At 64.4% G+C, this 22,948-nt stretch carries 22 protein-coding genes; 15 read left to right on the top strand and 7 right to left on the bottom strand.

Annotation, left to right across the window (positions count from 1 at the left end; all coding sequences use genetic code 11):
• Positions 1–43: 43 nt before the first annotated feature.
• The 3 genes from JQ616_RS12435 to JQ616_RS12425 all read right to left on the bottom strand — a co-directional run bounded on the left by JQ616_RS12435 (position 44) and on the right by JQ616_RS12425 (position 2,221).
• Complete coding sequence (locus JQ616_RS12435) at positions 44–451, bottom strand: hypothetical protein (RefSeq protein WP_212014845.1); 408 nt, start codon at positions 449–451, stop codon at positions 44–46.
• A 101-nt stretch (positions 452–552) separates the two neighbouring features.
• Positions 553–1,233, bottom strand: a complete 681-nt coding sequence (locus tag JQ616_RS12430) for a site-2 protease family protein (RefSeq protein WP_212014662.1) — start codon at positions 1,231–1,233, stop codon at positions 553–555.
• Positions 1,234–1,318: 85 nt separating this feature from the next.
• A complete protein-coding gene (locus JQ616_RS12425) occupies positions 1,319–2,221 on the bottom strand; it encodes a DMT family transporter (protein WP_212014659.1) in 903 nt (300 codons plus the stop codon).
• A gap of 94 nt (positions 2,222–2,315) precedes the next feature.
• Between JQ616_RS12425 and JQ616_RS12420 the strand changes: the two genes are divergently transcribed.
• Positions 2,316–3,182: a LysR substrate-binding domain-containing protein gene (locus JQ616_RS12420; RefSeq protein ID WP_212014657.1), complete on the top strand. Its 867-nt coding sequence runs from the start codon at positions 2,316–2,318 to the stop codon at positions 3,180–3,182.
• Here the strand turns inward: JQ616_RS12420 and JQ616_RS12415 are convergent.
• From JQ616_RS12415 to JQ616_RS12400, 4 genes are all read right to left on the bottom strand, one after another.
• A complete protein-coding gene (locus JQ616_RS12415; RefSeq protein ID WP_212014655.1) occupies positions 3,179–3,925 on the bottom strand; it encodes an SDR family NAD(P)-dependent oxidoreductase in 747 nt (248 codons plus the stop codon). The genes JQ616_RS12420 and JQ616_RS12415 overlap by 4 nt on opposite strands.
• A gap of 25 nt (positions 3,926–3,950) precedes the next feature.
• Entirely contained in the window at positions 3,951–4,682 is a 732-nt protein-coding gene (locus JQ616_RS12410; RefSeq protein WP_212014653.1) for an SDR family oxidoreductase, read from the bottom strand.
• A 119-nt stretch (positions 4,683–4,801) separates the two neighbouring features.
• Positions 4,802–6,640 (bottom strand): IlvD/Edd family dehydratase, encoded by a 1,839-nt coding sequence (locus JQ616_RS12405; protein ID WP_212014651.1) that lies wholly within the window; start codon positions 6,638–6,640, stop codon positions 4,802–4,804.
• A gap of 211 nt (positions 6,641–6,851) precedes the next feature.
• Entirely contained in the window at positions 6,852–7,880 is a 1,029-nt protein-coding gene (locus JQ616_RS12400) for a LacI family DNA-binding transcriptional regulator (RefSeq protein WP_212014844.1), read from the bottom strand.
• A gap of 206 nt (positions 7,881–8,086) precedes the next feature.
• Between JQ616_RS12400 and JQ616_RS12395 the strand changes: the two genes are divergently transcribed.
• The 14 genes from JQ616_RS12395 to JQ616_RS12330 all read left to right on the top strand — a co-directional run bounded on the left by JQ616_RS12395 (position 8,087) and on the right by JQ616_RS12330 (position 22,690).
• Positions 8,087–9,154, top strand: a complete 1,068-nt coding sequence (locus tag JQ616_RS12395) for an ABC transporter ATP-binding protein (protein ID WP_212014650.1) — start codon at positions 8,087–8,089, stop codon at positions 9,152–9,154.
• Between the two features lie 91 nt (positions 9,155–9,245).
• On the top strand, positions 9,246–10,565 hold the full coding sequence (locus JQ616_RS12390; RefSeq protein WP_212014649.1) for an ABC transporter substrate-binding protein: 1,320 nt from the start codon (positions 9,246–9,248) through the stop codon (positions 10,563–10,565).
• A 110-nt stretch (positions 10,566–10,675) separates the two neighbouring features.
• A complete protein-coding gene (locus JQ616_RS12385) occupies positions 10,676–11,635 on the top strand; it encodes a carbohydrate ABC transporter permease (protein WP_212014648.1) in 960 nt (319 codons plus the stop codon).
• 65 nt (positions 11,636–11,700) lie between these two features.
• On the top strand, positions 11,701–12,624 hold the full coding sequence (locus tag JQ616_RS12380; protein ID WP_212014647.1) for a carbohydrate ABC transporter permease: 924 nt from the start codon (positions 11,701–11,703) through the stop codon (positions 12,622–12,624).
• Between the two features lie 69 nt (positions 12,625–12,693).
• Positions 12,694–13,680 (top strand): D-erythronate dehydrogenase, encoded by a 987-nt coding sequence (denD, locus tag JQ616_RS12375; RefSeq protein ID WP_212014646.1) that lies wholly within the window; start codon positions 12,694–12,696, stop codon positions 13,678–13,680.
• Between the two features lie 24 nt (positions 13,681–13,704).
• The gene (locus JQ616_RS12370; RefSeq protein WP_212014645.1) at positions 13,705–14,661 is read left to right on the top strand and encodes a sugar kinase; all 957 of its coding nucleotides are present in this window, start codon (positions 13,705–13,707) and stop codon (positions 14,659–14,661) included.
• Positions 14,658–15,308: a bifunctional 4-hydroxy-2-oxoglutarate aldolase/2-dehydro-3-deoxy-phosphogluconate aldolase gene (gene eda / locus JQ616_RS12365; RefSeq protein WP_212014644.1), complete on the top strand. Its 651-nt coding sequence runs from the start codon at positions 14,658–14,660 to the stop codon at positions 15,306–15,308. The genes JQ616_RS12370 and eda overlap by 4 nt, the downstream gene beginning before the upstream one ends.
• A 44-nt stretch (positions 15,309–15,352) precedes the next feature.
• Entirely contained in the window at positions 15,353–16,525 is a 1,173-nt protein-coding gene (locus tag JQ616_RS12360) for an acetyl-CoA acetyltransferase (protein ID WP_212014642.1), read from the top strand.
• 1 nt (position 16,526) lies between these two features.
• Complete coding sequence (locus JQ616_RS12355; protein WP_212014640.1) at positions 16,527–18,065, top strand: class I adenylate-forming enzyme family protein; 1,539 nt, start codon at positions 16,527–16,529, stop codon at positions 18,063–18,065.
• 143 nt (positions 18,066–18,208) lie between these two features.
• Positions 18,209–18,412: a hypothetical protein gene (locus JQ616_RS12350; RefSeq protein WP_212014638.1), complete on the top strand. Its 204-nt coding sequence runs from the start codon at positions 18,209–18,211 to the stop codon at positions 18,410–18,412.
• A 262-nt stretch (positions 18,413–18,674) separates the two neighbouring features.
• Complete coding sequence (locus JQ616_RS12345; protein ID WP_212014636.1) at positions 18,675–19,874, top strand: CaiB/BaiF CoA transferase family protein; 1,200 nt, start codon at positions 18,675–18,677, stop codon at positions 19,872–19,874.
• A gap of 11 nt (positions 19,875–19,885) precedes the next feature.
• Positions 19,886–21,052 (top strand): acyl-CoA dehydrogenase family protein, encoded by a 1,167-nt coding sequence (locus JQ616_RS12340; RefSeq protein ID WP_028344637.1) that lies wholly within the window; start codon positions 19,886–19,888, stop codon positions 21,050–21,052.
• 145 nt (positions 21,053–21,197) lie between these two features.
• Entirely contained in the window at positions 21,198–22,334 is a 1,137-nt protein-coding gene (locus JQ616_RS12335) for a thiolase family protein (protein WP_212014634.1), read from the top strand.
• Positions 22,331–22,690, top strand: a complete 360-nt coding sequence (locus tag JQ616_RS12330) for a Zn-ribbon domain-containing OB-fold protein (RefSeq protein ID WP_212014632.1) — start codon at positions 22,331–22,333, stop codon at positions 22,688–22,690. Before JQ616_RS12335 ends, JQ616_RS12330 begins: the two co-directional genes overlap by 4 nt.
• The last annotated feature ends 258 nt before the right edge of the window (positions 22,691–22,948 follow it).

The raw sequence follows: 22,948 nt of genomic DNA, 5'->3' as shown, positions 1-22,948 counted from the left end.
CGCCGATCATGAATGTCGGGGATGAAGAGGAGCGCCGACGGCGCTATTTCCAGTAATAGCGGATCGCGACGTAGACCACGACGAGGCAGGCGAAGATCAGCGCCACCGGCATCGGACGCTTGGCGTTCGGATCAGAGGTGGTCGTCTTCTTGGCGGGCAAGCGGCGGAATGCGGTGACATTGCCGGTGTCGGCGACCGGCTCGCGGGTGCGCGCCGGAACCTCGGGCGCCTTGCCGGCGCCGCCCATCTCCGCATAGTAGGTGCGGTACATCTCCTGGATCGTGGCCTCGCTGGCCTCCGTGTCGCTCATCTGCTCCGTGAGCTTCTTGTAGATGGCGAGGAAATTCTGCGCCTCGGGCGGCAGCGCCGAGGCGCCGTTCAGCTTGGCCATCATCTTCCAGGTTGCAAAGTCAGCCCGCGCACGTGTGTCGGCGCGTCGTGCAATCAGCATATCGGCAGCTTTGATCACCATGGCCTCGAAGCGTTCCCGTCTCTGAGCGTGATCCGAAGATTGGCACCGAATTCCGGTCAGATCATGCGCTAGATCAAAGGCTATGTGTTTCCGGTAATGAGGAGAAGGGCATTGATCACATAGCCGGTCAGAGTTCGCAGTATCGTTGAAATAACATCAAGATTTAGGCCGACTTGCCTGCCAATCACGGGCAGCAGGATCAGCAGTCCGATCAGGATCAGCATGCCGTAGGGCTCCAGCCGGGCCAGCGGGATCGCCAGCGGCCGCGGCAACAGCCCGACCGCGACCCGGCCGCCGTCCAGCGGCGGGATCGGCATCATATTGAAGATCGCGAGCACGATATTGATCAGGAACGCGTTTTTCAGGTTGTCCGCGGTCCATTTTGCCGCATCGGCGGGAACCAATGGCAGCGCGTGGAATGCCAGCGCCGCCGCGGTCGCCAGGATGATGTTGGTGACCGGGCCGGCCAGCGCCACCCAGACCATATCGAGCTTGGGATGGTTCAGCTTGCGGAAGTTCACCGGCACCGGCTTGGCGTAGCCGAACAGGAACGGCGAATGCGCAAACAGCAGCATCGCCGGCAGGATCAGCGTGCCGAACGGGTCGATGTGCTTCAGCGGATTGAAGCTGACGCGGCCGAGCTTCCAGGCGGTGTCGTCGCCGAGCCGATGCGCGACGAAGCCGTGTGCGGCTTCGTGAAACGTGATCGCGATGACCAGCGGCAGGACCCAGACGGAGACGTCGTAGAGGGAAATGTTCAATGGCGTGCCGCCTCGGGTTCGCTTGGGAACGGACCGTCAGGCTAGCACGGATTCGCGCGCGGCTTTGCCGGCGCGTGGCCGCGGATCAGTGGGTCTTCGGCGCGACCACGCGTGCCTGGTGCGGTTGGGTGGTCGCGATCCAGATCCCGGCGAACACGGTGATGATGCCGGCCATCAGATTCCAGCTTAGCGGCTCGCCGAGCAGCGCCGCGCCGACCAGCGACGCCGCGATCGGGTTCACGGTGACCGAGATCGCGACCCTGGTCGGCGTCGTCCGCTCCAGGGCGAAGGCCCAGAGATAGAAAGTGAGCGCTGCGCCGAAGGCGCCGAGATAGGCCGCGCCGAACCATTGCGGCGCGCCGAAATCGGCGACCGGCGCAAAACTGCCGCGCAGCAGCGAGGCTGTCATGAGGACCGCGGCGCCAGCCGCCATCGCGAGCGTGGTGAAGGGGATCGGACCGGAGCGGCGGATATAGGGTCTTGACCAGATGCTGTAGAGCGCCATGCACAGCGCGGCCGCGACCATCAGGAGGTCGCCGCGCCAGGCGCCTGGCGGCGCGGTGGCGAGGCCGGACAGCAGCGCCATCGAGACACCGAGGATGGTGACCAGCACGCCGATGGTCTTGCGCGCGGTCAGCGGCTCGGCGCCAAGCGCCGCGCCGACCAGCATGGTCAGCAGCGGCAGCGTCGAGAGCGCGAGCGCGCCGCGCGCTGCGGTCGTGAAGATCAGTGAGGCGTTGAACAGGATCGGAAACGCCGCAAAGAATAGCAGGCCGAGGCCGGCTGTGCCGAGCCAGTCGCTGGGCCGTGGCCAGCTACCACGTTGCAGCAGCGCAAGCGGCAGCAACAGCAAGACGCCGATGCCGAAGCGGAACGCGCCGATCGCCAGCGGATCGATGGTGCCGACCAGAAATCGGGTCGCCCCGATCGAGGTTCCGCCGATCGCACTCGACGCGACCGCCGCCAAAATCCCCCAGAGCTCACCCATCCCGCCACGATCCCGTTGTTTCGCTTGCGCAATCTAGGGAAGGGCCCATAATCAGGGAATCGAATAAATTTGATCGAATAAATCACGGATCGTTATGAGCTCCGTCCTGGACCCGGATCTCCTGCAGGCCTTTGTCGCGGTCGCCGATCATCGCTCCTTCACCCGCGCCGCCTCGGCGCTGAACCGGACCCAATCGGCGGTCAGCATGCAGGTGAAGCGGCTGGAGGAGCGGCTGCAGGCCGAGCTGTTTCACCGCAGCACGACCAGTGTCGACCTGAGCGCGGCCGGCGAGGGGCTGCTCGGTTACGCCCGCCGCATCCTGAGCCTCAATGCGGAGGCAATCGGCCGGGTGCGCGAGCACGGCACTGACGGGCGGGTTCGCCTTGGCGTGATGGACGATTACGGGACGCTGATCGTGCCGCCGCTGCTCAAGGATTTCGTCGCCAACTATCCGCTGATCCATGTCGAGATGGAGACGGGGTTGACGTCGTCGATGACCGATCGCCTCGGCGAAGCCTATGACCTCGTGATCGCGATGCACCCCGAAGGCCGCGGCGAGGGCGAGCTGCTGCGCACCGAGCAGGCGGTGTGGGCCGCAAGCGCATCGCATCGTATCGAGGAGCTCGATCCGCTGCCGGTCGCGCTCTATCCGCAGGGCTGCCTGTTCCGGAGCTGGGCGATGCAGGCGCTGGATGAAGCGGACCGGCCGTGGCGGCTCGCCTTTGTCAGCCACAGCCTGTCCGCGGTCGAGGCGATCGCAGCCCAAGGCCTTGCCGTGACCGTGGTCAAGTCGGGCACCTTTCCGCCGGCACTGCGGCGCCTGACCGCGCGCGACGGCATGCCGCGCCTGCCGCGCGCCGAAATCCGTCTGCACCGCGCGCAAAATCTCTCGCGCGCGGCCTCACTATTGGCAGATCATCTCGTCGCGGCGCTTCGGCAGCCGGCGAAGCGCACGAACTAGTAGGTCGCACGCCCACCGGAGATGTCGAACACTGCGCCGGTCGAGAAGGCGCAGTCTTCCGACGCCAGCCACGCCACCATCGCGGCGAGCTCCTCGACCAGCACGAAGCGGGCCTTTGGAATCTTCGACAGCATGAAGTCGATGTGTTGCTGGGTCATCTGGTCGAAGATCGCGGTCTTCGCCGCGGCCGGCGTCACCGCATTGACCAGGATGTCGTGCTGCGCGAGCTCCTTGCCGAGCGATTTCGTCAGCGCGATCAGGCCGGCCTTCGACGACGAATAATGCGCGGCGTTCGGATTGCCTTCCTTGCCGGCGATCGAGGCGATGTTGACGATACGGCCGTACTTCTGGCCGATCATGGTCGGCACGATCGCTCGACAGCAGATGAACGGACCTTCGAGATTGAGGCGCATCACCCTGCGCCAGTCGTCGAGATCGGTTTCCCACACCGGCTTATTGGCTCCGGTGATGCCGGCGTTATTGACGAGAATGTCGATCTTGCCGAACGCCCGCAGCGTCTGATCGCGCGCGGCGTCGACCGCATCGGGATCGGTGACATCGGTCCTGATCGCGATCACGTTCTCGCCGATCGCCCTGGCGGTCTTCTCCGCCAGCGGCTGGTCGAAATCCCAGATCGCGACTTTGGCGCCGGATGCGACGAAGCGCTCGGTAATGGCGCGGCCAAACCCTTGCGCGCCGCCGGTGACGACGGCGGCACGGCCGTTGAGATCAATCTTGTTCATGCTGGATGCCTTTTGATCGGGAACGTCAGAGCATGAAGCCGCCGTCGACGACCATGTCGACGCCGGTGGTGAATGCGGCTTCGTCGCTCGCAAGATAGACCGCCATTGCCGCGATTTCCTCGGCGGTGCCGAGCCGGCCCATCTTCTGGCGGGCGACGAACTTCTCGCGTCCGTCAGGGCCTGCGGCGGCCGCACGCTCGAGCATCGAGGGTGTTTCGACGGTGCCGGGGCAGATCGCGTTGCAGCGGATGCCTTGCGTGATGAAGTCGAGCGCGACCGCGCGCGTCAGCAGCGAAACCGCCGCCTTCGACGCGCTGTAGACGTAGCGATTGGCCGGCGGCCGCAACGCCGCGCAGGACGAGATATTGACGATGCTGCCGCCGCCACCCTCGAGCATCGCAGGCAGGAATGCCTTGATGGTCCGGTGCATGGATTTGACGTTGAGGTCGAACGAGAAATCGAAATCCTCGTCGGAGCACTCCAGGATGGTGCCGTGATGCACGAAGCCTGCCGCGTTGAGCAGGATGTCGATCTTGCCGACGCGCTTGGCGAAGCCGTTGACGTCAGCGGTGCTGCGAACGTCGAGCCGTGCGGTCTCGGCGATGCCGTCCTTGCGCAATGTGGCGATGCCGCTCTCGTTGATGTCGGTGGCGATCACGGTGGCGCCTTCACGCGCGAATGCGATCGCGCATGCGCGCCCGATGCCTGCCGCCGCAGCGGTGACTACGGCGCGTTTGCCCTTCAGTCGGTCTGACATGCGTTTCTTCCTTCAGCTCTTGTGTGTTTCCGCTGTCATGCGCGGGCTTGACCCGCGCATCCATCTTTCAAAGAGCGATGGATTGCCGGGTCAAGCCCGGCAATGACGGCTTCGATGCTTCAGTGATTATCCCGCGCCACGCCGACCTTGCCTGCGATGTCCTGGTAGCGCGTTGCGAGTTCGAGGCAGGCGCCGGTGGCGTGCTGGCCGACGGTCTGGCGGTAGAGCTCCTGCCACGGCGTCTGGTTGGCCGGGTGCGGGAAGCCGCCCTTGGCCTTCAGCTCGGCGCGGCGGGTGCGCAGCTCGTCCTCCGAGATCAGGATGTTGGCGCTGCCCTTGTTGAGGTCGATGCGCACCTTGTCGCCGGTCTTGAGGATCGCGAGCCCGCCATCGGCGGCAGCCTCCGGCGAGGCGTTGAGGATCGACGGTGAACCTGACGTGCCGGACTGCCGTCCGTCGCCGATGCAGGGCAGGGACAGGATGCCGCGTTTGATCAGCGCCGCCGGCGGCTGCATGTTCACGACCTCCGCACCGCCGGGATAGCCGATCGGGCCGGTGCCGCGGACGAACAGGACGCAGTGCTCGTCGATGTTGAGCGCCGGATCCTCGATCCGCGCGTGATAATCCTCCGGGCCCTCGAAGACGATGGCGCGGCCCTCGAAGGCGTTGAGGTCCTTCGGGTTGGACAGATAGCGGTCGCGGAATTCCTTGGAGATGACGCTGGTCTTCATGATCGCGGAATCAAACAGATTGCCGCGCAGCACGAGGAAGCCGGCGTCTTTCACCAGCGGCTTGTCATAGCCCCAGATCACGTCGCCGTCGGGCTGCGGCGCTTCCTTGCAGTTCTCGCCCATGGTGCGGCCGTTCACGGTGAGGGCGCCTTCATGGATGCGCTTGTGCTTGATCAGCTCGCGCACCACCGAAGGCACGCCGCCGGCGCGGTGATATTCCTCGCCGAGATAGAAGCCGGCCGGCTGCATGTTCACCAGCAGCGGCACGTCGTGGCCATACTGCTGCCAGTCGTCGATCGACAGCTCGACGCCGACATGGCGCGCCAGTGCATTGATGTGGATCGGCGCATTGGTCGAGCCGCCGATCGCGGAATTGACCACGATGCAGTTCTCGAATGCCTCGCGTGTCAGGAAGTCGGACGGCTTGAGGTCTTCCCAGACCATGTCGACGATCCGCTTGCCGGTCTCGTAGGCGATCTGGCCGCGCTCGCGATAGGGCGCCGGGATCGCCGCGCAGCCCGGCAGCGAGAAGCCGAGCGCTTCCGCCAGCGAGTTCATCGTCGAGGCGGTGCCCATGGTGTTGCAGTGGCCGACCGAGGGCGCCGAAGAGGCGACGATCTCGATGAATTGCTCATAGTCGATTTCCCCGGCGGCCAGCCGCTCGCGGGCCTTCCACACCACAGTGCCGGAGCCGGTGCGCTGGCCTTCGTGCCAGCCGTTCAGCATCGGGCCGCCCGACAGCACGATCGCCGGCAGGTTGACGGTCGCCGCCGCCATCATGCAGGCCGGCGTGGTCTTGTCGCAGCCGGTGGTCAGCACCACGCCATCGAGCGGGTAGCCGAACAGGATTTCGACCAGGCCGAGATAGGCGAGGTTGCGGTCGAGCGCCGCGGTCGGGCGCTTGCCGGTCTCCTGGATCGGATGAGTCGGAAACTCCATCGCGATGCCGCCGGCGGCGCGAATGCCCTCGCGGACGCGGTGCGCGAGCTCAAGGTGATGCCGGTTGCAGGGCGACAGATCATTGCCGGTCTGGGCGATGCCGATGATCGGCTTGCCCGACTGCAATTCCTCGCGGGTCAGGCCGTAATTGAGGTAGCGCTCGAGATAGAGCGCGGTCATGCCCGGATTGTGCGGATTGTCGAACCATTCCTGGGAGCGGAGCCGGCGGCCCTTACCCTTTGTGGTCTCGCCTGCGGCGCCGTGCCCGTTGGTGTGGGGTTTTGTCATTTGTTTCTCCCGCAATGCAAACTCTGGATGGGCCCATTGAAGGGCTCTGGTTCAACGCTGTTCTACCTTGCGCAAATCGTCACGCATTACAAACTTCGACGATCACGCACTGGTGTTTCGATGGATGGATTGGACCTTAGTTGAAGGGACTTGGTTGCGCTACCATTTTGTCATTTTTCGATCGTCGTGACGGGCCGGTGTCGGGTCGATGTCAGCTGCGTCGCGCCGAGCTTTGCCGCTCCATGACGCTGAAGCCGAGATCGACGACGGGGGCGGCGGGGCGGCGTCCGTCCAGCGTTTCGAGCACCATCATGGCAGCGTTTCTGCCCATTTCGTAGCGATTGGTACGCACGCTGCTCAGCGTCGGCTCGCTCGACGCCATGAATTCGAGATCGTTGAAGCCGACGATCGCCATCTGCTCCGGGACTGCCATGTGCCGGCGCTTGCATTCGAACAATGCACCGAGCGCCAGGTCGTCATTGACGCAGAACACCGCGTCGATGTCGGGGGCCTTGGCGAGCAGGTCGGCAAACAACGTCCCGCCCAATGTCACTGAGGTCGGGATCGCCGTCGTCACAATCAGCTGTGGATCGAACAGCGCGGCCTCGGCCATCGCGGCGCGATAGCCGTCGAGGCGGCGCTGCACCCGCGGATCCATCCGTGCACCGAGGAAACCGATCCGCCGATAGCCTTGTGCGAGCAGATGGGCGATCGCCGCTTTTGCCGCGTCAAAATGCGAGAATCCGATCATCATGTCGATCGGGGAGGGACCGAGCTCCATGATCTGGACGATCGGGCAATCGACCGTTTCCATGACGTTGCGGGAATCGGCGGTCTGGTTGATACCGGTGATGATCAACCCGGCCGGCTTTTGTGCCAGAAAGAGACGCAGCAGGCGCTCTTCCTGCAGGATGCTGTAACGCGTGTTGGCGAGCTGGATGCTGTAGCGGCTGCCGTCGAGGGCGTCATAGATGCCGCGCAGCACATCGGAGAACACGTTGTTGGTCAGCGACGGGATCAGGACACCGATCACTTCGGTGCGCTGCGACGCAAGCGCGCGTGCCGCGAGATTGGGCACGTAGCCGAGTTCTTTTGCCGCACTCTCCACCCGGGCGCGCTTACCGACCGAAAGCGCCTCCGGATTCCTGAAGAAACGCGAGGCCGTAATCGGACTGACGCCGGCGAGTTTCGCGACTTCCGCGAGCCGGATCTTGCCTGGCGTGATGCGTTTTCGGGCCATTTGCCGCTCATAACACGACGTTGGTCGCAGACAAACCGATATTGACAGCGCTACCAAGCCATTGCTAATCGAACGATTGCCAAAACCGGATAAACTGCGGACAATAACGCCAGTCCAACAGAGCCGCGCACCCAGCGTGGCCGGCACAAAACAGAGCGGTGGCGGCACTCGTCGTACGCCGTCGGGAACTTGAGGGAGGGAAGTGGATGTCGTCGGTCCAGATTCGCGACGTGCGGAAATCATTCGGCAATTTCGAGGTCCTGCACGGCGTGTCGATCCCGATCGAGGACGGCGAATTCGTCGTTCTGGTCGGCCCCTCCGGCTGCGGCAAGTCGACCCTGCTGCGCATGCTGGCGGGACTTGAGAACATCACCTCAGGCACGATCTCGATCGGCGACCGCGTCGTCAACAATGTCCAGCCCAAAGAGCGCGACATTGCGATGGTGTTCCAGAATTACGCGCTCTATCCGCACATGACGGTTGCCGACAATATGGGCTTCTCGCTCAAGCTGCGCGGCGCCAAGCCCGAGGAGATCTCGACCGGCGTCAAGCGCGCCGCGGAAATCCTCGCGCTGACGCCGCTGCTCGAGCGCTATCCGCGCCAGCTCTCCGGCGGTCAGCGCCAGCGCGTCGCGATGGGCCGCGCCATCGTGCGTGATCCCCAGGTCTTCCTGTTCGACGAACCGTTGTCGAACCTCGACGCCAAGCTGCGCGTTGCGATGCGCACCGAGATCAAGGAGCTGCATCAGCGGCTGAAGACCACGACCGTCTACGTCACCCACGACCAGATCGAGGCCATGACCATGGCCGACAAGATCGTCGTGATGCATGACGGCATCGTCGAGCAGATGGGCTCGCCGCTCGAACTCTACGACACGCCGGCGAACCAGTTCGTGGCCGGTTTCATCGGCTCGCCCGCGATGAACTTCCTCAAGGGCAATGTGAAGGTGAACGGCGCCGCCTATTTTGAGGGGCCGAACGGCGTCAAGCTGCCGCTGAAATCGGCGCCGGCCAATTCCGACGGCAAGCCCGCGGTCTACGGCGTGCGGCCCGAGCATTTCACCATCGCCGATGACGGCGCCGAAGCCGAGATCGTGGTGGTCGAGCCGACCGGCTCGGAGACCCAGGTGTTCGCCAAGCTCGGCGGCGAACAGGTCGTTGCGGTGTTCCGCGAGCGCCATCTGTTCAATCCCGGCGACAAGGTTCGGCTCAAGCCGGATCCGGCGCTGGTTCATTTGTTCGACGATTCGACGGGGAAGCGACTGAACGGCTGACGGACTGATTTGATCTGAATGGCCGACCAACAGGCCAGATCAAGAACAATAAAAACACAGCTTAAAAACACAGTCATTGGGAGGAAGGACGATGCACGATTTTACTCGCCGCTCGCTACTTCAGGGCGGCACCGCGCTGGCCGCAACCGGGATGCTGACGGGGCCGGCGCTGCTTGACTTCGCCAAGGCCTGGGCGCAGAGCGCGCCCTGGAAGGCGGAGCCCGGCGCCAAGCTCACCGTGATGCGCTGGAAGCGCTTCGTGCCGGCGGAAGACGATGCGTTCAACGCCATGGTCGTGGCCTTCAAGGCCGCGACCGGCACCGAGATGAACGTGTTCAGCGAGTCCTTCGAGGACGTGCAGCCGAAGGCCTCGGTTGCCGCCAACACCGGCTCGGGTCTCGACCTCGCCTGGGGCCTGCACACGCTGCCGCAGCTGTTCCCGACCAAGGTCCTCAAGATGAACGATGTTGCCGATTATCTCGGCAACAAATATGGCGGCTGGACCGAAGCTGCGGCCAAGACCTGCAAGCAGGGCAATGACTGGCTCGGCATTCCCGTCGCGACCATCGGCGGCTATCTGACCTATCGCAAATCGGCGGTCGAGAAGGCGGGCTTCAAGCAGGTGCCGTCCGACTTCCCGGCCTATCTTGAACTGTGCAAGGCGCTGAAGGCGAACAATACGCCGGCCGGCTTCGCGCTCGGCCACGCCACCGGCGACGCCAATGCCTGGGTGCACAACATCCTGTGGGGTTTCAACGGCTGGACCGTCGACAAGGACGACAAGGTCATCATCAACTCGCCGGAGACGATGAAGGCGCTGGACTATGCCAAGGCGCTGTCGGAGACGTTCATTCCCGGCGTCGCGTCCTGGAACGACTCCTCCAACAACAAGGCGTTCCTGTCCGGCGAATTGTACCTGACCTCGAACGGCATCTCGATCTACGTCGCGGCCAAGGACGATCCGAGCAAGAAGGAGCTCGCCGACGATATCGACCACGCGCTGTGGCCGGTCGGCCCGATCGGCAAGCCGACCGAGCTACAGCTTGCGGTTCCGATCCTCGCCTTCAACTTCTGTAAATATCCGAATGCGGCGAAGGCATTCATCGCCTTCATGCTGGAAAAGGAGAATTTCGAGAAGTGGCTGTCGGGCGCGCGGGGCTATCTCACCCACACGCTCAACGCCTACGACAGCGCGCCGGTGTGGACGGCCGATCCGAAGAATGCGGTGTTCGGCCAGGCCTCCAAGCGCGCGCTGCCGGCCTCCGGCATTGGCACGCCCGGCGAGAAGGCTGCGACCGCGATCGCCGACTTCATCGTGGTCGACATGTTCGCGAACTACTGCACCGGCGCCAAGGACGGCAAGACCGCGATGGCAGAAGCCGAGCGGCAGCTGAAGCGTATCTATCGCTGATGTGATGGGGGGCGGGCGGCGGAGAACCGCCGTCCGCACCATCATTGGAATGCCATCATTGGAAGTTTGCGTAGTCATGCTCAATCCGTTGAGCAATCGGGACATCGCCTATGGCTGACATTGCGCTCGCGCCGCGACGTGCGAAGACCGAAATCCGCGAAGCGTCCGCCTGGGATCAGCTTCGTCACAACAAGAACTGGCTCGGCTTCTGGTTCATGTTGCCGGCGATGGCGTTCCTGATCTTCTTCCTGGCCTATCCGCTGGGCCTCGGGGTCTGGCTGTCATTCACCGACACCCGCATCGGTCGTGTCGGTCATTTCATCGGCACCGAGAACTACGAATGGCTGTGGGACGATTCCATCTTCTGGCTGTCGGTGTTCAACACGCTGCTCTACACCTCCATTGCCAGTGCCATCAAATTCGCGGTCGGGCTCTACCTCGCGCTGCTGCTCAATGAGCGTATGCCGTTCAAGGCGCTGCTGCGCGCCGCTGTGCTGATCCCCTTCATCGTGCCGACCGTGCTGTCGGCGCTGGCGTTCTGGTGGATCTTCGATTCCCAGTTCTCGATCATCTCCTGGTCGTTGAAGCATCTCGGCCTGATCACCCAGAACATCAACTTCCTCGGTGATACCACCTGGGCCCGGATCTGCGTGATCTTCGCCAACATCTGGCGCGGCGTGCCGTTCGTCGCGATCACGCTGCTGGCGGGCCTGCAAACCGTACAGCCCTCGCTCTACGAGGCGGCGACGCTCGACGGCGCATCGCGCTGGCAAATGTTCCGCTTCATCACCTATCCGTTGCTGACGCCGATCATCGCGGTAGTAATGACGTTCTCGGTGCTGTTCACCTTCACCGACTTCCAGCTGATCTGGGCGATGACCCGCGGCGGCCCGGTCAATGCCACCCATCTGATGGCGACGCTGTCCTATCAGCGCGCGATCATCGCCGGGCAATTGGGCGAGGGTGCCGCGATCTCGAGCGCGATGATCCCGTTCCTGCTCGCGGCGATCATGGTGTCCTGGTTCGGCTTGCAGCGTCGGAAGTGGCAGCAGGGAGAGAGCAATGATTGATCTCTGCCGCTTGCTGGTTTCTTTGCGCGAACGGGGCAAGCCCCGCGCGCGCCTGGGAGAAAACAATGACTGATCTCCCTGCCCAGAAGGTCGACCTCAAGTCCATCCTGTCGACGCCGGCGCGCGTCGACAACAGTGAGGGCATGAGCTACCTGCAATCGGTGCCGCGACGGATCGTGACGCTCTACATCCCGCTGTCGATCATCGTCATCATCCTGCTGTTCCCGTTCTATTGGATGGGGTTGACGGCGATCAAGCCGGACGACCAGCTGCTCGACCTCGACAAGTACAATCCGTTCTGGACCTGGAACCCGACCTTCAAGCACATCCACAAGCTGCTGTTCGAGAGCTACTATCCGCACTGGCTCTGGAACACCATGTATGTCGCGGTCGGCGCCACCGTGCTGTCGATCATCGCGAGCGTGCTCGCGGCCTATGCGATCGTGCGGCTGCGTTACAAGGGCGCCAGCGTGGTCGGCGGGCTGATCTTCCTTGCCTATCTGGTGCCGCCGTCGATCCTGTTCATTCCGCTTGCGACCGTCGTGTTCCAGTACGGTCTGTTCGACTCGCCGCTGGCGCTGATCCTGACCTATCCGACCATCCTGATCCCGTTCTCGACCTGGCTTCTGATGGGCTATTTCAAGACCATCCCGTTCGAGCTCGAGGAGTGCGCGCTGATCGACGGCGCCAGCCGCTGGCAGATCCTGATCAAGATCGTGCTGCCGCTGGCGATCCCCGGCCTGATCTCGGCCTTCATCTTCTGCTTTACGCTGTGCTGGAACGAATTCATCTACGCGCTGACGTTCCTGCAATCGACCCCGAACAAGACCGTGCCGGTCGCCATCGTCAACGAATTCGTTGACGGAGACATCTATCGCTGGGGTTCCCTGATGGCAGGGGCGCTATGCGGCTCGCTGCCGCTGGTTATTCTTTACGCCTTCTTCGTTGAGCATTATGTCTCGGCGATGACGGGTGCCGTGAAAGAATGACACGCAAGGCCCGCAGCTGAATTCGAACAACAAGCCAAGACAACAACACAAGAAAAGGAGAGCAGGGTCGTGCACATTCTGATTCTGGGCGCCGCCGGCATGGTCGGTCGCAAGCTGACCGAACGTCTGTTGCGTGAGGGCCGTCTCGGCAAGCAGGACATCAGCAAGATGACCCTGCAGGACGTGGTCGCGCCGCAGAAGCCCGCGAATGCCTCGATCCCGGTCAATGTCATCGCGTCCGATTTCGCCGACGCCGGTGCCGCCGCGCCCCTGGTCGCCGATCGCCCCGACGTGATCTTTCATCTCGCCGCGATCGTGTCCGGTGAGGCGGAGGCCGAGTTCGACAAGGGCTACCGGATCAATCTCGACGGCACCCGCTTTCTGATTGAGGCGATCCGCGCCGTCGGCGGCGGCTACAAGCCGCGGCTGGTGTTCACGTCCTCGATCGCGGTGTTCGGCGCGCCGTTCCCGGAGAAGATCGGTGACGAGTTTTTCCACACACCGCTGACCAGCTATGGCACCCAGAAGTCGATCTGCGAGCTACTGATCAACGACTACACCCGCAAGGGTCTGCTCGACGGGATCTCGATCCGCCTGCCGACGATCTGCGTGCGGCCGGGCAAGCCGAACAAGGCGGCGTCCGGCTTCTTCTCCAACATCATCCGCGAGCCGCTGGCGGGCGAGGAGGCGGTGTTGCCGGTCTCCGAAGACGTGCGGCACTGGCACGCCTCGCCAAAATCGGCGGTTGGCTTCCTGATCCATGCCGGCACCATGGACCTCAATGCGATCGGGCCGCGGCGCAATCTCAGCATGCCCGGGATGTCCGTCACCGTCGGCGAGCAGATCGCGTCGCTTGAGCGCGTCGCCGGCAAGAACGTCACCGCGCGGATCAAGCGGGTGCCCGATCCGACCATCATCAGCATTGTCTCTGGCTGGCCGCGCGATTTCGCCACCGAGCGCGCGTTGCAGCTCGGCTTCACCACCGCTGAGAAGACGTTCGACGACATCATCCGCATCCACATCGAGGACGAGCTGGGCGGCAAGTTCGCCGCCTAGCTCCGCTCCGGCGCGGGTCCTGCCATGACCAGGGTTGCCAGCATCGGCGAATGCATGATCGAGCTGCGCCAGGCGCCTGGCGGGCAGATCGTCGGACTGTATTCGCGCTTCTATGGCGGTGACACGCTCAACACCGCGGTCTATCTGTCCCGGCTCGGCGTCCACATCGATTACATCACGGCGCTCGGCGACGATGCGCTCAGCGATGAGATGATCGCCGGCTGGGCGGCGGAAGGCATCGGGACCAAGCATGTCGCGCGTTTGGCGGGCAAGCTGCCCGGCCTCTACATGATCCAGACCGACGACAAGGGTGAGCGGCGCTTCTTCCATTGGCGCGACAGCGCCGCCGCCCGCGAGCTGATGGATCTGCCCGATACCGAAGATCTCCTGAACTCGCTTGCGACGTACGATCTCGTCTATCTCTCGGCGATCACGCTCTCGATCCTGCGCCAGGAGGGACGAGAACGGTTGATGGCGGCGCTCAAGCGTGCGCGATTGCTCGGCACGCGCTTTGCGTTCGACACCAATTTCCGCGCCCGCGGCTGGCCGGACCTGACCATCGCGCGAAACGTCTTCAGCAGCGCTTTCGAGACCGCCGATATCGTGCTTGCCTCGACCGAAGACCTGGCGCCGCTCTATCCCGGCGAGGACAACACGGCGCTGCTTGCCGGCATCTCCAGCCCCGAGGTGGTGCTCAAGCTTGCCGAGCCCGCCTGCATCGTGCGCTCTGCCGGCGGAACGCGCGAGGTGAGGGCGGAGCCGCTGCCGAAGCCGGTGGTCGATACCACGGCCGCGGGCGACAGTTTTGCGGCGGCCTATCTCGCCGCGCGGCTCGGCGGCGCCGAGCCCGAGGAGGCGGCCCGCGCCGGGCATCGTCTGGCCGGCGTCGTGGTGTGCTATCCCGGCGCGATCATTCCGCGTTACGCCATGCCGCCGAAGAAGGCGCCTCGTCCCCCACCATCCCGCAAGGCCTCGCTATGACAACGACATCGAAGCAGGACCAGATCGCCGAACTGATCCGCCAGGCCACCGTGATCCCGGTGCTGACCATCGAGCGGCTTGAGGACGCGGTGCCGCTCGCCAAAGCATTGGTCGCCGGCGGGGTGCGGACGCTCGAGGTGACGCTGCGCACGCCGGTCGCGGTCGACGCAGCCAAGGCCATCATCGCCGGGGTGCCGGATGCGGTGGTCGGGATCGGCACCATCCTCAACGCGGACGATCTGGCGCGCGCCGAGGCGCTCGGCGCTAAATTCGGCATCAGTCCGGGCGCGACGCCCGAACTGCTGAAAGCGGTCGCCGCCAGCAAGCTGCCTTTCGCGCCGGGGATCGCGACGGCCTCCGAGCTGATGCAGGCGCTGGCGCACGGCTTTGACGTCGTGAAATTCTTCCCCGCCGAGCAGGCCGGCGGTATCAAGGCACTGCGGGCTCTGGCCGGTCCATTCCCGCAGGTCAGGGTGTGCCCGACGGGCGGCATCGGTGAGGCTAATGCGGCGACCTGGCTCGCTGAGCCAAATGTGCTGGCCGTCGGCGGCTCCTGGCTGTGCCCGGCTGCCGATATCCGCGCCGGCAACTGGGCGGGCATAACCGCCATGTGTGCCAAGGCGATGAAAACGCTGAAAGCCGGCTGAAGATACGCTACATAACTCCCGAACAGGAACAGGGAGATACGGCCATGACAGCAGCCAGCATCGTGGGTTGGGCGCATACGCCATTCGGAAAATTCGACGCCGAGACCGTCGAGGGCCTCGTCGTCAAGGTCGCCAATGAGGCGCTCGCCGATGCCGGCATTGCCGCATCCGATGTCGACGAGATCATGCTCGGCCATTTCAACGCCGGCTTCTCGCCGCAGGACTTCACGGCCTCGCTGGTGCTGCAGGCCAATCCGGCACTGCGCTTCAAGCCGACCACGCGGGTCGAGAACGCCTGCGCCACCGGATCGGCCGCGGTGCATCAGGGCATCCGCGCCATCGAAGCGGGCGCGGCGAAGATCGTGCTGGTGGTCGGCGTCGAGCAGATGACCAGGACGCCGGGCCCGGAGATCGGCAAGAACCTCCTGAAGGCATCGTACCTGCCTGAGGATGGCGACACGGTCGGCGGCTTCGCCGGCGTGTTCGGCAAGATCGCGCAGGCCTATTTCCAAAAATACGGCGACCAGTCGGACGCCCTGGCGATGATCGCCGCCAAGAACCACAAGAACGGCGTCGCCAATCCCTATGCGCAGATGCGCAAGGATTTCGGCTTCGAGTTCTGCCGCGCCGAGAGCGAGAAGAACCCGTTCGTGGCCGGCCCCCTGAAGCGCACCGATTGCTCGCTGGTGTCGGACGGCGCCGCCGCGCTGGTGCTGACCGATGCCGAGACCGCCAAGTCGATGGGCAAGGCCGTGAACATCCGCGCCACCGCGCATGCACAGGATTTCCTGCCGATGTCGAAGCGCGACATCCTGCAGTTCGAAGGCTGCACCACCGCCTGGCAGCGCGCGCTGCAGAAGGCCGGCCTGCAGCTCTCCGATCTCTCGTTTGTCGAGACCCACGACTGCTTCACGGTTGCTGAGCTGATCGAATACGAAGCGATGGGCCTCACGCCGAAGGGGCAGGGCGCGCGCGCGATCATGGAAGGCTGGACCCAGAAGGACGGCAAGCTGCCGGTCAATCCGTCCGGCGGCCTCAAGGCCAAGGGCCATCCGATCGGCGCCACCGGCGTCTCGATGCATGTGATGAGCGCGATGCAGCTCGTAGGGCAAGCGCCCGAGGGCATGCAGCTGAAGAATCCGCAGATCGGCGGCATCTTCAACATGGGCGGCGCCGCGGTCGCCAACTACGTCTCGATCCTCGAGCCGGCGAAGTAGCTTGAACATAGCCGAATGGCTGGCGGCGACGGCCCGGGCACGACCCGATGCGCCGGCGCTGCTGACCGGCTTCGACCTCGACGCCGACTACGCGACCTTCGCCCGCCGCGCCGCCTCGATCGGGGCGGCGCTGGCGCGCGATCACGGCATCGCGACCGGCGATCGCATCGCGCTGTTTGCGACGAACTGCACGCAATATCTCGAATGCCTCTACGGCATCTGGTGGATCGGCGCGGCCGCTATCCCGATCAACGCAAAACTGCACGGCCGTGAGGCGGCGTGGATTTGCTGCAATGGCGGCGCGAAGCTCGCCTTCGTCTCGGATGACACGATCGACGCATTGACGGAGGCGAAAGACGACTGCCCCGCCGGCATGACCATGCTGTCGGTCGACAGCGTCGCCTACAAGATGATGCGAAGCGGTGAGGGTCCGCCTGCGCCGCTGCCGCGCGAGAGCAACGATCTCGCCTGGCTGTTCTACACCTCAGGCACGACAGGCCGACCCAAGGGCGTGATGCTGAGCCACGGCAATCTGCTTGCGATGTCGCTGTGCTATCTCGCCGACGTCGATCCGGCGACGCCGAACGATTCCTCGCTCTACGCCGCGCCGATCTCGCATGGCGCCGGCCTCTACAATTTCCCGCATGTCCGGATGGGCGGCCGGCACGTCATTCCGGAGTCCGGCGGCTTCGATCCGGACGAGGTGCTCAACCTCGGCCGGCAGCTCGACAATGTCGTGATGTTCGCGGCGCCCACCATGGTGCGTCGGCTGGTCGATGCCGCGAAGCGGCGCGGCGAGAACGGCGAGGGGCTGCGCACCATCATCTATGGTGGCGGCCCGATGTACACGGCCGACATCCTGGACGCGATGGCGACGATGGGCCAGCGCTTCGTGCAGATCTACGGCCAGGGCGAGTCGCCGATGACGATCACGGCGCTGTCGCGTGATTGGCACCATCAGAGCGATCATCCGCGCTATCTCGAACGGCTGGCCTCGGTTGGCACTGCGCAGAGCGTCGTCACCGTGCGCATCACCGGCAAGGACGGCCAGCCTTTGCCCGCCGGCGAGACCGGCGAGATCGAGGTCAAGGGCGCCACCGTGATGCTCGGCTATTGGAACAATCCGAAGGCCAATGCCGAGACGCTGAAGGACGGCTGGCTGCGCACCGGCGATGTCGGCCGGCTAGATGCCGACGGATTCCTGACGCTGTCGGATCGCTCCAAGGACGTGATCATATCCGGTGGCACGAACATCTATCCGCGCGAGGTCGAGGAAGCGCTGCTGACCCATCCCGATGTCAGCGAGGTCTCGGCCATTGGCGTGCCGGATCCGGAATGGGGCGAGATCGTTGTCGCCTGCGTCGTGCTGTCGGACGGAGCTACGGCCGACGACGGCAAGCTCGACGCGCATTGCCTGGCCTCGATCGCCCGCTTCAAGCGGCCGAAGCGCTACGTCTATCTCGATGCCCTGCCGAAGAACAATTACGGCAAAGTGCTGAAGACCGCGCTGCGGGAGATGATGGCCAAGGGCGTGGGCTAAGGTGCGCTGAGACCGGGTTGAATCGAAAACATCGAAAACAACCCCATGCACAGTAGGGATTGGGGGCACCTGAGCGGTTAAGGGATAGGCCGGAACCTCCCGCCGCGCTAAGCTGTCTCGGCCCAGTCACGGGAGAACAGACCATGGGAATCGAGACGTCTCTGTCCCTGTCGGAAGTGAACGATCGCATCGCGATCCTCCGGGACAATATCAGGCAGCTGATCGAGCAGGCCGCGGGCGCTGCCGGCGCCGAGGTCGAGGAGCGCATCGCCGAACGGCTGGAGCAGCAGAACGCGGAACTGGAAAAGCTTTTGGCGGCGCGGGAGGTGATGACCGGTGGCAAGTAGGGTGGGCAAAGGCGCGTGCGCCGTGCCCACCATCCACGCCGTGCTCGTGAGGGTGGGCACGCTTCCGCCTTCGCTCGTCGAGCTACGGCGGACAAGTCGCTCTGCCCATCCTACCGGTCCTGATGGAGTGCCTGCGTTCCGCCGCGCGGAAGCGGCCCAGCCGCCACGGCGCATACGCCCATACGCCCGGCGCAGCTTGATCTCTTCGAGGACCTCCCGTTACTAGGCTTCAATCCAGAACAGCCGGGGAGCGAGCAGCACGATGGGACCACTGCAGGGTATCAAGGTCGTCGATATGACGACCGTGCTGATGGGACCCTACGCCACGCAGATGCTCGGCGATTACGGTGCCGATGTCATCAAGGTGGAATCGCCCGATGGCGACGTGACGCGGCAGATCGGTCCGACCCGGCATCCCGGCATGGGACCGGTGTTTCTCAACACCAACCGAAGCAAGCGCTCGGTCTGTCTCGACCTGAAGAAGCCGGCGGGGCGCGAGGCCGTGCTGCGGCTGATCGCGAAGGCCGATGTGCTGGTCTACAATGTGCGCCCGCAGGCGATGGCGCGGCTGCAACTCGGCTACGACGTCGTTGCCAAGGTCAATCCGCGGCTGATCTATGCCGGCGTGTTCGGCTTCGGCCAGGACGGACCGTATGCCGCAAAGCCCGCTTATGACGACCTGATCCAGGGCGCCACTGCGCTGCCGGCGCTGATGGCGCAGACCTCGGACGGCGTGCCGCGCTACGTGCCGAATGCGCTGGTCGATCGCATCGTCGGCCTCACCGCGGTCGGCGCGATCTGCGCCAGCCTCGTGCATCGCGATCGCACCGGGCAGGGCCAGCGCGTCGACATTCCGATGTTCGAGACCATGGCCGGCTTCGTGATGGGCGACCACATGGGCGGGTTGACCTATGATCCACCGCTCGACAAGGGCGGCTATGCGCGGCACCTGTCGCCGGACCGACGGCCGTACAAGACTCAGGACGGCTATATCTGCGTGATCGTCTACAACGACAAGCAGTGGGAGAATTTCTTCAAGGCGACCGGGCGAGACGATCTCCGCAGCGATCCGAAATTCGCGACCTTCGCCGGCCGCGCCACCAACATCGATGTCGTCTACGCCGAGCTCGCGCGCATCCTGTTGACCAAGACCACGGCCGAGTGGAACGCGATCCTCGAGAAGGCGGATGTGCCCGTGATGCCGATGCACGATCTCGAGAGCCTGCTGGAGGATCCGCACATGGTCGCGACCGGCGTCTTCCCCGTGGTCGATCACCCGACCGAAGGGCGGATCCGCAGCATGACGCCGTCGGCGCGCTGGTCGGAAACCAAGGTCGAGCCGAGCCGGCTGGCGCCGCGGCTCGGCGAGCACAGCGAAGCGATCTTGCGCGAGGCCGGCTTCTCGACTGAGGAGATTGCAGCGATGCTGCGCGACGGTGCGGCCAAAGCGGTGAAGGCATAGGAGCACGACAGATGGATTTCGCACTCTCTGCCAACCAGGAATCGATCCGCGACGCGGTGGCAAAAATCTGCTCGCGGTTTGACGAGGCCTACTGGCTGAAGAAAGACAAGGAGGGCGGCTATCCGGCCGACTTCCACCGCGCACTGGCCGATGCCGGCTGGCTCGGCATCTGCATCCCCGAGGAATATGGCGGCTCCGGCCTCGGCATCACGGATGCCGCGATCATGATGCGCACGATCTCGGAATCCGGCGCCGGCATGTCCGGCGCGTCGGCCGTGCACATGAATGTGTTCGGGCTTAATCCGGTGGTGGTGTTCGGCACCAAGGAGCAGTGCCAGCGCATGCTGCCGCCGATCATCGACGGCCGCGACAAGTCCTGCTTCGCGGTCACCGAGCCCAACACCGGCCTCAACACCACGCAGCTCAAGACCCGCGCCGTGCGCCAGGGCGATAAATACATCGTCAACGGCCAGAAGGTGTGGATCTCGACTGCGCAGGTCGCCAACAAGATCCTGCTGCTGGCGCGCACCACGCCGCTGGAGGAGGTGCGCAGCCCGACCCACGGGCTGAGCCTGTTCTACACCGATTTCGACCGCAAGCGCGTCACCGTGCACGAGATCGAAAAGATGGGCCGCAAGCCGGTCGACTCCAACGAGCTGTTCTTCGAGAATTTCGAGATTCCAGTCGAAGATCGGATCGGCGAGGAGGGCCGCGGCTTCGAATACATCCTGCACGGCATGAACCCGGAACGCATCCTGATCGCGGCCGAAGCGGTGGGGTTGGGCCAGATCGCGCTGAAGCGGGCGTCGGAATACGCCAAGGGCCGCATCGTGTTCAACCGCCCGATCGGCATGAACCAGGCGATCCAGCATCCGCTGGCGAAGTGCTGGATGGAGCTCGAGGCCGCCTGGCTGATGGTGCTGCGCGCCGGCTGGCAATATGACCAGAACCTGCCGTGCGGACCGGCCGCGAACTCGGCAAAGTATCTCGCGGCGGAAGCCGGGTTCCACGCCTGCGAGCAGGCGGTCATGACCCACGGCGGCTTCGGTTACGCCAAGGAATATCACGTCGAACGTTACCTGCGGGAATCGCTGATCCCGCGCATCGCGCCGATCAGCCCGCAGCTCATTCTTAGTTTCATCGGCGAGAAGGTGCTTGGCCTTCCGAAGTCGTATTGATGATGGGAAATCTGCTCAGCGTCATTCCGGGATGCGCCGTCAGGCGCAAGCCCGGAATCCATCAGACCACATGTGACGTCGGTGAAATGGACTCCGGGCTCGCGCGTCGCGCGCCCCGGAATGACGAAGACGAGAGGGCAAAGCGATGAGCTTCGTCACCGGCGTCGGCCTCACATCCTACGGCAAGCACGAGGGCCTGTCCTCGCTCGACCTGATGAGCAAGGCGGCCGAGCTCGCGATCTCGGATGCCGGGCTGAAGCGCGCCGACATCGACGGCATCCTGTGCGGTTACTCCACCGTCTCGCCGCACATCATGCTGGCCACCGTGTTCGCTGAGCATTTCGGCATTCGCCCATCTTACGCCCACGCCGTGCAGGTCGGCGGCGCCACCGGCCTTGCGATGACGATGCTGGCGCATCATCTGGTCGACGCCGGTGTGGCGAAGAACGTGCTGGTGGTCGGTGGCGAGAACCGGCTGACCGGGCAGAGCCGTGACGCCTCGATCCAGGCGCTGGCCCAGGTCGGGCACCCCGACTATGAGGTGACACTGGGGCCGACGATCCCGGCCTATTACGGCCTGGTCGCGACGCGCTACATGCATGAATACGGCGTGACGCAAGAGGATCTAGCCGAGTTCGCCGTACTGATGCGCAAGCACGCGCTGACGCATCCCGGCGCGCAATTCCACGACCCGATCACGGTTGCCGACGTGATGGCGTCGAAGCCGGTGGCGATGCCGCTGAAACTGCTCGACTGCTGCCCGGTGTCCGACGGCGGCGCGGCCTGCGTGATCAGCCGCGAGCCGACGGGGGACAAGCGGGTTCGCGTCCGTGGCTCTGCCCAGGCGCACACCCATCAGCACGTCACGGCCGCGCCCGCGTTGAGCGAACTCGGCGCCGAGATTTCGATCGCGAAGGCGAAGCAGGCGGCGGGTCTCGCGATATCGGACGTGCGTTACGCCGCGGTCTATGACAGCTTCACGATCACGCTTGCGATGCTGCTGGAAGATCTCGGCCTCGCCGGACGTGGCGAGGCGGCGGCGCGGGTGCGGGCCGGCTATTTCAATCAGGACGGCGAGATACCGCTGAACACTCATGGCGGCCTGCTCAGCTATGGTCATTGCGGCGTCGGCGGGGCGATGGCGCATCTGGTCGAGACCCATCTGCAGATGACCGGCCGGGCCGGCAACCGTCAGGTGCGCGACGCCTCGGTGGCGCTGCTGCACGGTGACGGCGGCGTGCTGTCGTCACATGTCAGCATGTTCCTGGAGCGCGTGCGATGAGCGGACTGATCGTTGACTGGAGCAAGGGCGCCGAAGCCATCACCTACCAGACCTGCAACGCCTGCGGCGCGCGGCAATATTTTCGCCGCAGCTTCTGCGCCGCCTGTGGTTCGTCTGATCTCGCTGAGCACCGCGCGAGCGGGGCGGGGACGGTGTATGCGACTTCGCTGGTCTGCCGGGCCGCGACGCCGGAAACGCGGGCACACGTGCCCTACAACATCGTGCTGGTCGATGCCGACGAGGGCTTTCGCATGATGGCCCATGGCGACAACGACCTCGCCATCGGCGACAAGGTGTCAGCGCGCTTCTCGCAATTTGCGGGACGGCTGGTTCCGTACTTCGCAAAGGCAAAATGAGGGGCTGAACGATCCGGTCAGTACGCGAGACCAAGCCTGAACCAGATCACTCTTGCCCCTCCAGTTGCGGATACTATCGCCAATAAAATACAAAGCTGGCGATGACGAGCATCGCCGTCACCGCCAGCATTTGCGCAAGCGCTTCCGAGGCCGCCCTCTTGGTGGCTTCCTTCATGCGTTTCCCCTAGACTTGGGCGTGACTCATCGTTGCGCGGATGACACGCAAGACGGCCAGATTTTTCTACTCGGAACACCCCG

The organism is Bradyrhizobium tropiciagri (assembly GCF_018130545.1).
Classification (GTDB): Bacteria; Pseudomonadota; Alphaproteobacteria; order Rhizobiales; family Xanthobacteraceae; genus Bradyrhizobium; species Bradyrhizobium tropiciagri_A.
This window is presented reverse-complemented; position numbering and strand designations above follow the sequence as displayed.